Consider the following 14,782-nt stretch of genomic DNA (forward strand, 5'->3'; position numbering starts at 1 on the left):
GCTAGAGCACCTCCTGGCTGGAGCCGTCCGTGTCCTTCTCGTCCCGGCTGACGTGGCCCAGGTTGGAGAGGATCAGCAGGGTGGCGCCGACGACGGCGAGGTAGACCCCGAGATCGAAGATCAGCGCGGTGGCCAGTTCGGTCTTGCCGATCAGGGGGATGGCGAAGTAGTCGAAGGCGGTGGTCAGGAAGGGCCGGCCGAACGCCAGCGAGCCCAGCCCGGTGAGGGCGGCGATCAGCACCCCGAGGCCGCAGAGCGCGTGGTAGCTGATCGGCAGGCGCCGCTGGGTCCAGGTCACGCCATGGGCCACGTACTGCAGGATCAGGGCGATGGCGGTGATCAGCCCGGCGATGAAGCCGCCACCGGGCAGGTTGTGGCCGCGCACGAAGATGAAGGCCGACACCAGCAGCGCCAGCGGCAAGAGCACCCTCGCCACGTTGTTGAGGATCATCGGGTGGCTGTCGCGCGACCAGGGCGTGCCCTTGGGATCGACCAGCGGATGCGGCAGGTGCAGGTGCTTGAGCAGGCCGTAGACGCCCGCCGCGGCGATGGCCAGCACGGTGATCTCGCCCAGGGTGTCGAAGCCGCGGAAGTCCACCAGGATGACGTTGACCACGTTGTAGCCGCCGCCCCCGGACACCGAATTGGCCAGGAAGAAGTCGCCGATGCCCTCATAGGGGCGGGTCAGCACGGCATAGGCCAGCAGCGCCACCAGCAGCCCCAGGCCGCCGGCCAGCAGCACATCGCGCAGGCCGCGCAGGCTGCTGGATTCGATGGGGGTGCGATCGGGCATGAAGAACAGCGCCAGCACCAGCAGGATGATGGTCACCACCTCCACCGACAGCTGGGTCAGCGCCAGGTCCGGCGCCGAATAGCGGGCGAACAGCAGGGACACGATCAGGCCCACGGTGCTCAGGGTCATCAGCGCCTTGAGGCGGTTGCGGTGGAAGAACACCGTCAGCACCGCGGTCAGCATGAGGATGCCCAGGCCCAGGGCGGTGAGCGGATCGAAGGGCGACAGGGCGACCGGGCCGTGGAGGCTGTCCAGGCCGGACAGCGCCGCCACCAGCAGCACCAGGGTGGCCGTCAGCATCAGGGCGATATAACCCTGCAGGGAGCCGCTCTCCAGGCGCCCGGTGAGGCGCTGGGCGAAGCCGATCAGCCGATTCAGGCCCTGTTCGAAGACCAGCCGCGCATCGACGTCGGGCAGGCCTTCCTGCCAGCGGAACAGCGGCTGACGGAAGGCATAGACCAGCACCCCGCCGACCATGGCCAGGATGCTCATCACCAGGGCGGTGTTGAAGCCGTGCCAGATGGCCAGGCTGTAGTCGGGTAGGCTGCCGCCGAGGGCGGCGCTGGCGCCGGCGGCCAGCAGCGGCGCCACGGTGTAGCCGGGCACCACGCCCACCAGCAGGCAGAGCAGCACCAGGATCTCCACCGGGATCTTCATGTAGCGCGGCGGTTCGTGGGGCGGATAGTGGGGCAGGTCGCGTGGCTCGCCGTTGAAGAAGACGTCATGGATGAAGCGCAGCGAATAGGCCACCGAGAAGACCCCGTAGAGCACCGCCACCGCCGGTACGATCCAGCTGAAGCTGCCGAACAGGCCGTGGTTGAGGGTCTCGTTGAAGAACATCTCCTTGCTCAGGAAGCCGTTGAGCAGGGGCACCCCGCCCATGGCCGCGGCGGCGACCATGGCCAGCACCGCGGTGTGCGGCATGTAGCGCCAGAGGCCGGCCAGGCGGCGCATGTCGCGGCTGCCGGTCTCGTGGTCGATGATGCCGGCGGCCATGAACAGCGAGGCCTTGAAGGTGGCGTGGTTGAGGATGTGAAACACCGCCGCCACGGTGGACAGCTGGGTATCGAGGCCGAACAGCAGGGTGATCAGCCCCAGGTGGCTGATGGTGGAATAGGCCAGCAGGCCTTTGAGGTCGTGCTGGAACAGCGCCAGGATGGCGCCCACCACCAGGGTGGTGAGGCCGGTGAGGGTGACGATGTAGAACCACCACTCGGAATCGGCCAGCGCCGGATAGAGTCGCGCCAGCAGGAAGACCCCGGCCTTGACCATGGTCGCCGAGTGCAGATAGGCCGAGACCGGCGTCGGCGCGGCCATGGCCTGGGGCAGCCAGAAGTGGAAGGGGAATTGCGCGGACTTGGTGAAGACGCCCAGCAGCACCAGGATCAGCGCCAGTGGATAGAGCGCATGGCCGGTGATCAGCGGGCCGGCGGCGAGGACGTCGCTCAGCTCGAAACTGCCGACGATATGGCCGAGCAACAGGATGCCGGCGAGCAGGGCCAGGCCACCGCCGCCGGTGACGGTCAGCGCCATGCGCGCACCCTGGCGGGCTTCCTTGCTGTGGCTCCAGAAGCCGATCAGCAGGAAGGACGACAGGCTGGTCAGCTCCCAGAACACCATCAGCAGCAGCAGGTTTTCCGCCAGCACCACGCCCAGCATGGCGCCCATGAACAGCAGCAGGTAGGCGAAGAAGCGCCCGACCGGCTCGTCCTTGCTCAGGTAGTAGGTGGCATAGAGGATCACCAGCAAGCCGATGACCAGGATCATCAGGGCGAACATCAGCCCCAGGCCGTCCAGACGCAGGCTGAGATTCAGCCCCAGCGCCGGCAGCCAGTCGACCCGGTGCAGCAGCACGCTGCCGTCGAGAACCGCGGGCAGTTGCGTGGCCAGCAGGGCCAGGGCCAGGGCGGGGGCCACGGCGGTGCCCAGGGCGCAGGCGCGCCGGCCGAAGCGATCGGTCGCCAGCGACAGCAGTGTTCCCAGGAAGGGCAACGCGATGATCAGCGCCAATACCATGCCTGCATCCTTTAGCTGAGCCGCCTCACGGCGGTTGGTAGATGGGGCTCCCTAGAGGCCTCGAGCGGCATTCGATCCCCGCGCCGGGACGCTTGCCGGGACGGCAAGGGGCGCGCGAAGCGATCTCTGAGTTTCGTACAAGAACCGGCGGTTTAATAACCTAAGGTGATAATAAAAGAGAGACCACAGATTCCTAGGCCTGTCTCCCTTACAAAATATTAGGAAACAGCCGCAAGGCGTCCAGCCTGGGAGGCAGACACCGGCGGGCAGAGGCCCGGACCTCTTTGAGACCTCTGCAACGGGCTTTTGCTCGCGTCGCCGGGCAGGGGGTGCCCCGCTACGGTGCCAGGGGCGTCGCAGCGGGGCGGGGGGAAGAAAAAAACCGACACGCCAAAGGAGCAGGGGAACACGCGTGCCGGGGGTAAGCGCCGGCGTCAGAGCGCCGGCGCGGGGGAAGCGTTGCCCTGGGCGAGACGCGCGGGTTGCACGTCCCAGCCGCCACCCAGGGCCTTGTAGAGGGCGACGATGCCGCGATAGAGCTCGATCTCGCCCTGGGCCTGCTGGTCTTCGGCGGCCAGGCGTTCGCGCTGGGCATCGAGCAGCACCAGGAAGTCGGTGCCGCCTTCGCGGTAGCGGATCTCGGCCTGGTCGGCGGCGGCGCGGCTGGCCACCGACTGGCGGATCAGCGCCTGCAGGCGCTCCTGGCGACGGCCGTAGTCGCTGAAGGCGTTGGCGCTCTCTTCCAGGGCGGTCAGCACCTGCTGCTCGTAGTTGGCCAGGGCTTCTTCGGAGCCGGCGCGGGCGCCGCGCAGGCGGGCACGGACGCTGCCCAGGTCGAAGGCCGGCCAGGTGATGCTCGGGCCGAGTCCCCAGGCCCGGGCGGCGCTGCTGCCGATCTGCGAACCGCGCCCGGCGGTGAAGCCGAGAAAGCCCGAGAGGCTGACCCGCGGGAAGAGATCGGCGGTGGCCACGCCCACGTCGGCGGTGGCGGCGGCCAGCCGGCGTTCGGCGGCGGCCACGTCCGGACGGCGGCGCAGCAATTCGCCGGGATCGCCGATGGGCAGGCGCTTGGCGATGGCCGGCAGGGCCTTGGGTGAGAGATCCACGCTGAGGGCATCCGGGCGCTGGCCGAGCAGGGTGGCGATGCGATTGCGCGCGCGGGTGGCCTGGGCCTGGAATTCCGGCAGGCTGGCTTCGGTGGCCGCCAGCCGCGCTTCGCTGCGCTGCACGTCCAGGTCGCTGCCCATGCCTTCGTCCCTCAGGGTCACGGTCAGGCGGCGCGCTTCGCGCTGGTTGCCGAGGTTGTCGCGGGCGATGCGTTCGCGCAGCTGGGCGCCGCGCAGATCGCCATAGGCATCCACCAGCTCGGCGATCAGGCTGACCTGCAGCGCGGCGAGATCCGACGCCGCGGCCTCGGCGCGGGCATCGCTGGCTTCCAGGGCATGGCGGACGCGCCCGAACAGGTCCAGCTCCCAGGCCATGTCCAGACCCAGGTCGTAGCGGTCGCTGTTGACCCGTTCCTCGGTGAAACCGGGTTGCTGGGCCTTGCCGAGCTGGCTGCTGGCACGGCTGGTGACCGTCGGATAGAGGTCGTTGGCGTCGTCGTCGCGCAGGGCGCGGGCGGCGCGCAGCCGGGCGAAGGCGGCGCGCAATTCGCGGTTGCCGTCCAGGCTGCTGGCCACCAGGGCGTTGAGGGTCGGGTCCTCGAACTGGCGCCACCAGAGCGCCTCGAAGCGGCCCTGGTCGTAGGCGCTGGGCTGCTGGCTGGCCTTGAGCTGGACGGGTGCCTGCTCAGGCGCCTGGTAGTGCGGGCCGACGGCGCAGGCGGAGACCGCCAGCGCCAGCAGCAGGGGAGCGAAAGCCTTCATGCCTGGGCCTCCTGGGCAACGGCGGAGCGAGCCTGGCGACGCTCCACGAAGGCGCGTACCAGCACATAGAAGAGCGGCGTGAGCAGCAGACCGAAGAAGGTCACCCCGAGCATCCCGGAAAACACCGCGACGCCCATGGCGTGGCGCATCTCGGCGCCGGCGCCGGTGGAGGTCACCAGGGGCACCACGCCCATGATGAAGGCGAAGCTGGTCATCAGGATGGGTCGCAGGCGCAGGCGGCAGGCCTCCAGCACCGCGGCGACGCGGTCCTTGCCGGTGGCCTGCTGGTCCTTGGCGAACTCGACGATGAGGATGGCGTTCTTGCACGCCAGGCCCACCAGCACGATCAGGCCGATCTGGGTGAAGATGTTGTTGTCGCTGCCGGCCAGGATCACCCCGGTGATGGCCGAGAGCAGGGTCATGGGCACGATCAGGATCACCGCCAGCGGCAGGCTCCAGCTCTCGTACTGGGCGGCCAGCACCAGGAAGGCCAGGAGCACGCAGAGCGGGAAGACCAGCAGGGCGGTATTGCCGGAGAGGATCTGCTGGTAGGTCAGCTCGGTCCATTCGAAGGTCATGCCGTTGGGCAATTCCTGCTTGAGCAGCCCCTCGATGGCCGCCTGGGCCTGGCCGGAGCTGTAGCCTGGCGCCGGCGCGCCGTTGATCTCGGCGGTGAGGAAGCCGTTGTAGTGCATCACCCGGTCGGGACCGGCGGTATCGCTCACCTTGACGAAGGTGGACAGGGGCACCATCTCGCCGCGGTCGTTGCGCACCTTGAGCTGGCCGATCTGCTCGGGTTCCAGGCGGAAGCGCTGGTCGGCCTGGACGTTGACCTGGAAGGTACGGCCGAAGCGGTTGAAGTCGTTGGCGTAGACCGAGCCCAGGTAGGCCTGCAGGGTGTCGAAGATGGCGTCGATGGGCACCCCGTGGGTCTTGGCCTTCTCGCGGTCGATGTGGGCATCGATCTGCGGCACGTTGACCTGGTAGCTAGTGAACAGCGACTCGGGCGCCAGTTCCGGCAGCTGCCGGGCCTTGGCCAGCACGCTCTGGGTCTGGGCGTAGAGTTCTTCGTAACCCAGGTTGCCGCGGTCCTCCACCTGCAGGCGGAAGCCGCCGATGCTGCCCAGTCCCTGCACCGGCGGCGGCGGGAAGATGGCGATGATGGATTCCTGGATGGCGGCGAATTCGCCGTTCAGCTGGGCGGCGATGGCACCGGCGGACAACGAGGGATCACGGCGCTCCTCGAAGGGCTTCAGGGTCACGAAGACGATGCCGCTGTTGGGGCTGTTGGTGAAGCCGTTGATGGACAGACCGGGGAAGGCCACGGTGCTTTCCACGCCCGGATGCTTGAGGGCGATGGCCGACATGCGGCGGATGACCTCTTCGCTGCGATCCAGGGTGGCGGCATCGGGCAACTGGGCGAAGGCCACCAGGTACTGCTTGTCCTGGGGCGGCACGAAGCCGGTCGGCGTCTTCACCAGGCCCAGGCCGGTCAGGCCGAGCAGCACCACATAGAGCACCAGTACGATGGAACCGCCGCGCAGCACCCGGCGCACGGCGCCGACGTAGCCGTGGCTGGCTTTCTCGAAAAAGCGGTTGAAGGGGGCGAACAGCCAGCCGCCGAACAGCCGGTCGAGCAGCCGCGAGAAACGGTCCTTGGGTGCGTCGTGGCCCTTGAGCAGCACCGCGGCCAGGGCCGGCGACAGGGTCAGGGAGTTGAAGGCCGAGATCACCGTGGAGATGGCGATGGTCAGGGCGAACTGGCGATAGAACTGCCCGGTGAGACCGGAGATGAAGGCGGTCGGCACGAACACCGCGCAGAGCACCAGGGCGGTGGCGATGATGGGCCCGGTCACCTCGCCCATGGCACGGCGGGTGGCGGCCACCGGATCGAGGCCGAGGCCGATGTTGCGCTCGACGTTTTCCACCACCACGATGGCGTCGTCCACCACGATGCCGATGGCCAGCACCAGGCCGAACAAGGACAGCGCATTGAGCGAGAAGCCGAAGGCGTGCATCACCGCGAAGGTGCCGATCAGCGACACCGGCACCGCCGCCAAGGGAATGATGGAGGCGCGCCAGGTCTGCAGGAACAGGATCACCACCAGCACCACCAGGATGATGGCTTCGAACAGGGTGTGCACCACGGCTTCGATGGAGCCGCGCACGAAGATGGTCGGGTCGTAGACGATCTCGTAGTCCATGCCCTGGGGAAAGCTCTGCTTGAGCTCGGCCATCTTGGCGCGTACCTGGTTGGACAGGTCGATGGCGTTGCTGCCGGGGCGCTGGAAGATCGGGATGGCCACCGCCGGCTGGTTGTTCAGCAGGGACCTCAGGGCGTACTGGTTGGAGCCCAGTTCGATGCGGGCGATGTCGCGCAGCCGGGTGATCTGGCCGTCGCTGCCGGCGCGCACGATGATGTTGGCGAATTCTTCCTCGTCCACCAGGCGGCCCTGGGTGTTGATGGCCAGCTGGAAGCTGGTGCTGCCCGGGGCCGGCGGCGCGCCGAGGGCACCGGCGGCGACCTGGCGATTCTGCTCGCGGATGGCGGTGACCACGTCGCTGGCAGTCAGGCCGCGCGAGGCCACCTTGTCCGGATCGAGCCAGACGCGCAGGGAATAGTCGCCCATGCCGAACAGCTGGACGTCGCCCACGCCGTCCAGTCGCGCCAGCTCGTCCTTGACGTTGATCAGGGCGTAGTTGGACAGATAGAGCATGTCGTAGCGCTGATCCGGCGAGGTCAGGTGCACCACCATCGCCAGGTCCGGCGAAGCCTTGTCGGCGGTCACGCCGAGGCGCTGCACCTCTTCCGGCAGCTTGGGCAGGGTGCGGGTGACGCGATTCTGCACCTGCACCTGGGCGGTATCCAGATTGGTCCCCAGGGCGAAGGTGATGGTCAGGGTCAGCTTGCCGTCGGCGGTGGACTGGGACGACAGGTAGAGCATGTGCTCCACGCCGTTCATGGCCTGCTCCAGGGGCGCGGCGACGGTCTCGCCGATCACCTTGGGGTTGGCGCCGGGGAAGGTGGCGCGCACCACCACGGTGGGCGGGACGACCTCGGGGTATTCGCTGATCGGCAGCTGGAACAGCGAGATGGCCCCGCCGATCAGGATGATCAGCGAGAGCACGGCGGCGAAGATCGGCCGGCGGATGAAGAACTGGGAGAAGTTCATCGGGCTTTCCTTGGGCAACAGGCGGCCGTCGCGTCCATCGCGGCCATGGGCCGCTCCTACGGTAGGAGCGGTCCATGACCGCGATAGACGCGATGCCTGGACGGTGAAAGTCTGAAATGGGAAGAAGGTTGAGCCTGGGGTCTAGCGACTACCCACCTTGAGCGGCTGGGTGGGCGCCGGCAGGCTGGCGAGGACCGCGTCGCGCTGGCGCTTGAGGGCGGCCAGGGTGGTGGCATCGGCCATGGGCACCGACTGGGCGTCGACGGTCATGCCCGGACGCACTCGCTGCAGGCCGTTGACCACGATGCGATCGCCGGCTTCCAACCCCTTGCGCACGATGCGCAGACCTTCCAGGCGTGGGCCCAGATCGACGTTGCGATAGGCGGCCTTGTTCTGGCCGTCCACCACCAGCACGAATTTCTTGCCCAGGTCGGTGCCTACGGCGGCGTCCTGGATCAGGGTGCCTTCGTAGGTGCCGCTGCCCACCAGCCGTAGCCGGGCATAGAGTCCCGGGGTGAAGCGGCCGTCGGCATTGTCGAACACGGCGCGACCGTGGATGGTGCCGGTGCGCGGATCGAGCTGGTTGTCCATGAAGTCCATGTGGCCTTCGTGGGAGAAGTCGTCTTCGTTGGACAGCGCCAGGTAGACCGGGCTGGCCGCGCCGCGCTGGCCCTGGCGGGCGAGGGCCTGCTGCTTGAGGAAGACGCGCTCGTCGGCGTCGAAATAGGCATAGACCTTGTCGGTGGAGACCAGGGTAGTGAGGCGGGTGTCTCCGGCGTTGACCAGGTTGCCGGCAGTGACCTCGGCACGGCCGACGCGCCCGTCGATGGCGGCGCGGACCTCGGTGAAGCCCAGGTTCAGGCGCGCGGCGTCCAGTTGCGCCTGGGCGGCAGCGACGCTGGCCTTGGCTTCCTGGGCGGCGCTGCGGCGGGCCTCGACGATTTCCGCAGAGATGGCGTTGCTGCTGCGCAGGCGTTCGCCACGGGCGGCTTCGTCGGCGGTGCGACTGGCGTTGGCGCGGGCCTGTTGCAGCTCAGCTTCGAGGCGCTTGACCTCGGCCTGGAAGGGGCGCGGATCGATCTGCAGCAGCAGGTCGCCGCGCTTGACCCGGGCACCCTCGTGGAAGAGCACGCGGTCGACATAGCCGGAGACGCGGGGACGTACCACCACGGACTCGGGCGCTTCCAGGCGGCCGGTCACCTCGTCCCATTCCACCACCGGCTGGCGCAGCACCTCGGCGGCGCTCACCTTGGGCACGGGCGGTGCCGCACTGGCCTGGGGATGGGAATCGCCGCAGGCGGCAAGGAACAGCGTGGAGGTCAGGGCCAGGGGGCCGAGGGTTTTCGCGAAGAGATCCATGTTCGAGTCCGCCCGAGGTGGAAAGAGGTCAGGGAGGCGAGTCTGCCGCCGGGGAAGGGCGCCGACGAATCGAAGGGCTCGAACTCATTTATCGATGACGGTGATGGTTTTGCTGTAGGTATCGCTGGCGGTGATGGCGCTGAGCGTAGAGCGGCGATCTAGAGCCCTTCAGCTCGGCGTCCGCCCTGGGCTAGAGTGGTGGGGCTGCAGACCCTGTCCTTGCCCAAGCGCGCCGCGGTGGTCGCCAGGCCCCGGTCGAGACCCCCGCTGCAGGAGGATGACGATGTCGCTATCCCGCCACCTGGTACTGATCACCGCGCTGCTGGCCAGCGCGGCAACGGCCGCCCAGCCGGTCTTGCCGACGCCCGCGCACGCCCATTCCGACTACCTGCTCCTGGCCGGCAACGGAGGAGCCGGCGGTGCGGGTGGCGCAGGCGGTAGCGGCGCGCTACCGGGCAAGGGCGGCAGCGGAGGCCAGGGCGGTGCCGCCGGGCCTGGCGGCGTTCCCGGCGCCAAGGGTGCGGACGGTACCGAGGGCGCCGTCATCCCTGAGCGTCGGACGCCTCGCGGCGATCAGGTGCCCGACGCTGGCAAGCGCTAAAGACTGTCCGGATCGCCAATGAACATCTGGATGCGCGACCTCAGCCAGCGCTCGCCGGGGTCGTGGTCCTGGGCGCCGCTCCAGGCCATGGGCAATTCATGGCTGCCGTCGCGCAGTTCTTCTGGCGGGTCCTCGTACCTCAGGCCACCGGTGCTGGCCAGCAGGCGCGCGGTGTAGTCCGGCACCATCACCAGCAGATCGGTTTCCGCCAGCAGCGACCCCAGGCCGTTGAACTGGGGTACCGCCAGCACCACCCGGCGCTGGCGGCCGAGCTTGTCGAGGAGTTCGTCGATATAGCCGGTGAGATCGCCGGCATAGGACACCAGGGCATGGGGCCGCGCGCAGTATTCGTCCAGGGTCAGGCGACCGGGTTTGCTGTCGGCGCGCAGCACCTTGAAGCCGAAGCGGCGCACCGGTCGGCGCTTGGCGTTGGCCGGCAGCTCCTCGGTATAGCCCACCGCCACGGTGATCTCGCCGGAGGCCAGCATGCCGGCGGCGGTCAGGTAGTTCATCCGGCGCACCACCAGGGTAGTGCCCGGCGCCTCGATGCGGATGCGCCTGAGCAGCGGTGGCAGCAGGGCGAATTCGACGTCGTCGGAGAGGCCGACGCGGAATACCCGGTCGGCGCTGGCCGGCTCGAAACTCTGGGTCCGGCTCACCGCGCTGGAGATCTGGTCCAGTGCCGGCGACAGCAGGGCGGCGATCTCCTGGGCCCGCGGCGTGGGCTCCATGCTGCGCCCGGTGCGGACGAACAGCGGATCGTCGAACAGGGTGCGCAGCCGTGCCAGGGCCGCGCTGATCGCCGGCTGGCCGAGAAACAGCTTTTCCGCGGCACGGGTGACGCTGCGCTCGAGCATCAGGGTCTCGAACACGATGAGCAGGTTGAGGTCGACGCGACGCAGATCGGTACGGTTCATTCAGGCCCCGGCAGGGAGTGGATCGATACCCCCGATGTCCATTATCGATGGGGATGCATAGAATCCTAAGGGAAGGCTGGTTAGAGTCCTAGTCATAGCAGTCCGCCTCGGCACACGTCCCGGGGTTGGCATCAACGCGAGGTAATGCCATGTCCCGCCTGATCCAGTTCACCGAATTCGGCCCGCCGGAGGTGCTCGCCTGCATCGACCGGCCCACGCCCATGGCGGGGCCAGGCGAGGTGCTGGTGCGGGTCCAGGCCATTGGCGTGAGCTGGTACGACGTGCTCTGGCGGCAGAATCTGGCCCCCGAGCAGGCCGTGCCGCCGGCCGGTCTCGGCTGCGAGCTGGCCGGGGTGGTCACCGCCCTGGGCGAAGGCGTGGCCGACCTGGCGGTGGGCGATCGCGTGGCCAGCTTCCTGGGTCACGACATCAATCGCTATCCGGCCTATGGTGACGAGCTGGTCTATCCGGCCACCTCCCTGGTGCGCTACCCGGACGTGCTCACCCCGGTGGAAGCCGCGGTGCACTACAACCCGCTGCTCACCGTCTATACCGCGCTGATGCACCAGGCCCGGTTGCAACCGGGCGAATGGGTGCTGATCACCGATGCCAGTCGCTGCTGCGGTCCGGCCTCCATCCAGTTGGCCAAGGCCCTGGGGGCCCGGGTCATCGCCAGCACCCATGACGCCGGCGACCGTGACTACCTGCGCGAACTGGGCGCGGAAAGGGTCATCGCCGCCGAGGAAGAGGATCTGGTCAGCCGCATCGCCAGCATCACCGACGGTGTCGGCGTGCACGTGGCCCTGGATGCCCTGGGCGGTCCGCAACTGGCGCTGCTCGGCGAGGCCATGGCGCCCCGCGGCCGGCTGCTGCTCTACGGCCTCAATGGCGGCAATCAGACCCCGCTGCCGGCCTGCGCGGCCTTCAAGAAGAAATTCAAGCTCTACATCCACTGCGTCCAGGACTTCACCGGCCAGCCGGAGATGGGGCTGGAGGCGGATTGCGCCGCGGTGCGCGAGGCCCTGCAGCACATCGACCAGTTGACTCGAGATCGCCTGCTCAAGGCGCAGATCAAGCAGGTCTTTCCCTTCGAGCAATTCGTCGAGGCCCACCGCTGCATGGAGCAGTGCCCCACCCGGGGTCGGGTCGTGCTCAGCGTCGACTGATCCGCCAGACAATGAAAAAACCCACGCCAAGGCGTGGGTTTTTTATGGCGGGTCGTCCGAGCCGGGCGCCTAGGCGGTGGCTTTCTTCTGCAGCGGCGGCGTAGCCCGATTGACCCGGGTCTTGGCGCCAAAGAAGGCCACGCTGAGGAAGTGCAGCGGACTGATCCGTTCCAGCACCAGCTTGAGCGCCACCGGCAGGAACAGGCCCATGACCATGCTGACGGTAAAGACCACCCAGACGTCGTGAACCTGCAGCTTGTTCAGCACGATGCGGGCACCGGCGGTGCCGAAGACGTGGAACAGGTAGATCTCGAAGGAGAAATAACCCAGCCAGGCCAGCGGCTTGAAGTAGAAGCGGCGGGCGATCAGCAGGCTGATGGCGGCCAGGCCCAGGGCGGTGCCGACCACGGCCATGTCGTTCTCGTCGAGATCCACCAGTTCGAACAGATACGCCTGGTCGATGATCACCAGGATCGCCAGGGCCACGGCCATGGTGGTGACGTTGCGCCGGGTGATGAGTTGCGCGCCGAAGCGGTAGAGACCCAGGCCCAGGAGGAAGAAGGGGAACAGCTGCACCGCCTTGTAGAGGCTGAACAGGTCCGGGAAGCTCTCCCAGGCGAAGGACGCCGCCAGCGCCACGGCGAACACCAGGCCGAAGTTGCGCAAGGTCAGCAGCAGGCCGGCCTTCTCCAGCAGGGCGATCACCACGAAGATGCAGAAGATCGACTGCAGGAACCAGAAGTGCGCATAGCTGAAGAAGTAGATGCTGAAGATGTCGGTCAGCTGCGGCTTGTAGTTGGTGTTGGGCACGGCCATCTGCAGGGCGAAGAACAGCGTCGACACCACCAGCAGGGGAATCCCGATGCGTTTGAACTTGCCTTGGTAGAAGCGCGACAGGTCGCTGCCGGTATTCACCGGGCGCAAGGCATAGACGTAGCCGGAGATGGCGGTGAACAGCGGCATCCGGACATAGACGAGCGAATCGTAGAGATAGCGCAGCACGGAGTCGTCGGGCACCTTCATGCCCAGGGTCGACGAACTGCCGATGACATGGCCCGCTACCATCAGAAACAGCGCCAGTCCGCGAATCGTCTCGATGCGCAGATCCTTTTCAGGCGTGGTCTTGGTCATGCTGAGTCCTCTGTACTAGCTAAGCGAGACAGCGTTTCCACAGGAGTGGGAAAGGATGTCGGCGCATCAGATCATCTGAGCCCGGTGAGCTTAGGCTAGTTCGTTAGCTTCCTTGCGGTAGCGCCGGGAAAACTCGGGCTTTTCTTGCGCTGCATCACTTTTCTGTGAAGCGATTCCTAGAAGTGTGAACTTGCAACGGCTGCGAACGGCGTTGATTAAGGTGGCATTTTGCCAGGCTTAAGGGATTCTTAAGCCAATTCGCGGTAGGGCGGAGGCGGCCGGTCAGGCCGCCCTGGAGAGCACCTAGACGAACGCCTTGCCGTCCAGAATCGCCTTGCGCCAGCGGGTGATGCGCACCTCGCCCGGCAGTCCGGCGCTGGTGAAGGGATCCCGGGCGATGAAGGCTTCGGCTTCGGCGCGGGTTTCCACATCGACGATGTAGACGCTGCCGCTGGCGGTCTCGCCGTCGTCGCTGAGCTTGGCGCCGCAGGCCAGCAGCGCGGCGGCGTTCTCGCGCAGGAAGTCCAGGTGGGCCGGGCGATGCTGCTGGCGCAGGGCCAGGCTGTCCGGCTTGTCGAAGGTCTCGATCAGAAAAGGCATGGCAGGCTCCGATAGGATCGGCGACCCCGGTGGTCGCCGCTGGCGCAGGGTGGCGCGATCCTGGGGCCAGCGTCAATCGGACCTTGGCCGACCCTCGCTGCCTGGCTGGGCATAGCCTTAGCAGAGAAACGTATTAAACATTCGGGTCTAGATCCGCCAGGCTGACCTTTCCAAATGGAATATAAGGAAGGTCGCCATGTTTCGCTCCTCTCTTCGATGCTGGCTGGCGCGGGGCGCCGTTCTGTTGCTGGCGCTCGGGATGCTCGCCCCGGTTCAGGCCGCCGACCAGGCGCTGCGCATCGGCTATCAGAAAGGCGGAGGTCTGCTGGCCGTGCTCAAGGCCCAGGGTACCCTGGAGCAGGCCCTGGGCGCCCAGGGCTACCAGGTGAGCTGGCGCGAATTCCAGGCCGGGCCGCAACTGCTGGAGGCGCTCAATGCCGGCAGCATCGACGTCGGCTATACCGGCTCGCCACCGCCGATCTTCGCCCAGGCGGCCGGGATCGACCTGGTCTACCTGGGCGCCGAACCGGCCAGCGAGGCGGTGGAGGCCATCCTAGTGCCAACCGCCTCGCCGATCCGCGACGTCGCCGGCCTCAGGGGCAGGAAGGTGGCGGTGCAGAAGGGATCGAGCGCCAACTTCCTGCTGGTCGCCGCCCTGGAAAAAGCCGGGCTGAGCTTCAAGGACATCCAGCCGGTGTATCTGCCGCCTGCGGATGCCCGCGCCGCCTTCGTCAATGGGTCGGTGGACGCCTGGGTGGTCTGGGACCCCTATCTTGCGGCCATCCAGCAGAGCCAGCCGGTGCGCGTGCTCGCCGACTACAAAGGGCTGCTGCACGCCAACAGCTTCTATGAGGGCTCCCGCCGCTTCGCCGACGCCCATCCCGAGGCGATCCGCCTGCTGCTGGCGGAACTGGCCAAGGCTGGTGCCTGGGCCAATACCCACAAGCCGGAGGTGACACGCATCCTGGCCGAGCAGATCGGACTGCCGGAAGCGGTGATCGCCACTTGGCAGGCGCGTACCGGTTATGGTGCGACGGCGCTGACGCCGGCGATCATCGCCACCCAGCAGCAGACCGCCGACATCTTCAAGGCCCAGGGGCTGATCCCCCGGGCGGTGGACGTCAGCCAGGCGGTCTGGCAGGCGCCGCGCTAGAGCGC

10 protein-coding genes are annotated in these 14,782 nt (G+C 67.5%); 3 read left to right on the forward strand and 7 right to left on the reverse strand.

What is annotated here, in order from left to right; genetic code table 11:
* Position 1: 1 nt before the first annotated feature.
* From PSK12I2_RS0104040 to PSK12I2_RS0104055, 4 genes are all read right to left on the reverse strand, one after another.
* Positions 2-2,809 (reverse strand): monovalent cation/H+ antiporter subunit A, encoded by a 2,808-nt coding sequence (locus tag PSK12I2_RS0104040; RefSeq protein WP_027597401.1) that lies wholly within the window; start codon positions 2,807-2,809, stop codon positions 2-4.
* 434 nt (positions 2,810-3,243) lie between these two features.
* Complete coding sequence (locus tag PSK12I2_RS0104045; protein WP_027597402.1) at positions 3,244-4,677, reverse strand: efflux transporter outer membrane subunit; 1,434 nt, start codon at positions 4,675-4,677, stop codon at positions 3,244-3,246.
* Positions 4,674-7,850, reverse strand: a complete 3,177-nt coding sequence (locus tag PSK12I2_RS0104050; protein ID WP_027597403.1) for an efflux RND transporter permease subunit — start codon at positions 7,848-7,850, stop codon at positions 4,674-4,676. The genes PSK12I2_RS0104045 and PSK12I2_RS0104050 overlap by 4 nt, the downstream gene beginning before the upstream one ends.
* Before the next feature lie 141 nt (positions 7,851-7,991).
* Entirely contained in the window at positions 7,992-9,209 is a 1,218-nt protein-coding gene (locus PSK12I2_RS0104055) for an efflux RND transporter periplasmic adaptor subunit (RefSeq protein ID WP_027597404.1), read from the reverse strand.
* A gap of 283 nt (positions 9,210-9,492) precedes the next feature.
* Between PSK12I2_RS0104055 and PSK12I2_RS25020 the strand changes: the two genes are divergently transcribed.
* Positions 9,493-9,810, forward strand: coding sequence for a hypothetical protein (locus tag PSK12I2_RS25020; RefSeq protein WP_037007503.1), 318 nt, complete (start codon positions 9,493-9,495; stop codon positions 9,808-9,810).
* Here the strand turns inward: PSK12I2_RS25020 and PSK12I2_RS0104065 are convergent.
* Positions 9,807-10,727 (reverse strand): LysR family transcriptional regulator, encoded by a 921-nt coding sequence (locus tag PSK12I2_RS0104065; protein ID WP_027597405.1) that lies wholly within the window; start codon positions 10,725-10,727, stop codon positions 9,807-9,809. The two genes, PSK12I2_RS25020 and PSK12I2_RS0104065, sit on opposite strands and share 4 nt — an antisense overlap.
* Before the next feature lie 149 nt (positions 10,728-10,876).
* Between PSK12I2_RS0104065 and PSK12I2_RS0104070 the strand changes: the two genes are divergently transcribed.
* Positions 10,877-11,893: a zinc-dependent alcohol dehydrogenase family protein gene (locus PSK12I2_RS0104070; RefSeq protein WP_027597406.1), complete on the forward strand. Its 1,017-nt coding sequence runs from the start codon at positions 10,877-10,879 to the stop codon at positions 11,891-11,893.
* Positions 11,894-11,962: 69 nt separating this feature from the next.
* Here PSK12I2_RS0104070 and PSK12I2_RS0104075 read toward each other — a convergent pair whose 3' ends face one another.
* Both PSK12I2_RS0104075 and PSK12I2_RS0104080 read right to left on the reverse strand, forming a co-directional pair.
* Positions 11,963-13,024, reverse strand: coding sequence for an acyltransferase family protein (locus PSK12I2_RS0104075; protein WP_027597407.1), 1,062 nt, complete (start codon positions 13,022-13,024; stop codon positions 11,963-11,965).
* A 303-nt stretch (positions 13,025-13,327) separates the two neighbouring features.
* The gene (locus PSK12I2_RS0104080) at positions 13,328-13,624 is read right to left on the reverse strand and encodes a YciI family protein (RefSeq protein ID WP_007159888.1); all 297 of its coding nucleotides are present in this window, start codon (positions 13,622-13,624) and stop codon (positions 13,328-13,330) included.
* A 196-nt stretch (positions 13,625-13,820) separates the two neighbouring features.
* On the opposite strand from PSK12I2_RS0104080, the gene PSK12I2_RS0104085 reads away from it, so the two are divergent.
* Complete coding sequence (locus PSK12I2_RS0104085; protein WP_027597408.1) at positions 13,821-14,777, forward strand: sulfonate ABC transporter substrate-binding protein; 957 nt, start codon at positions 13,821-13,823, stop codon at positions 14,775-14,777.
* The last annotated feature ends 5 nt before the right edge of the window (positions 14,778-14,782 follow it).

This window comes from Pseudomonas sp. MOIL14HWK12:I2 (genome assembly GCF_000510745.1).
In the GTDB taxonomy this organism is placed as follows: domain Bacteria; phylum Pseudomonadota; class Gammaproteobacteria; order Pseudomonadales; family Pseudomonadaceae; genus Chryseomonas; species Chryseomonas oryzihabitans.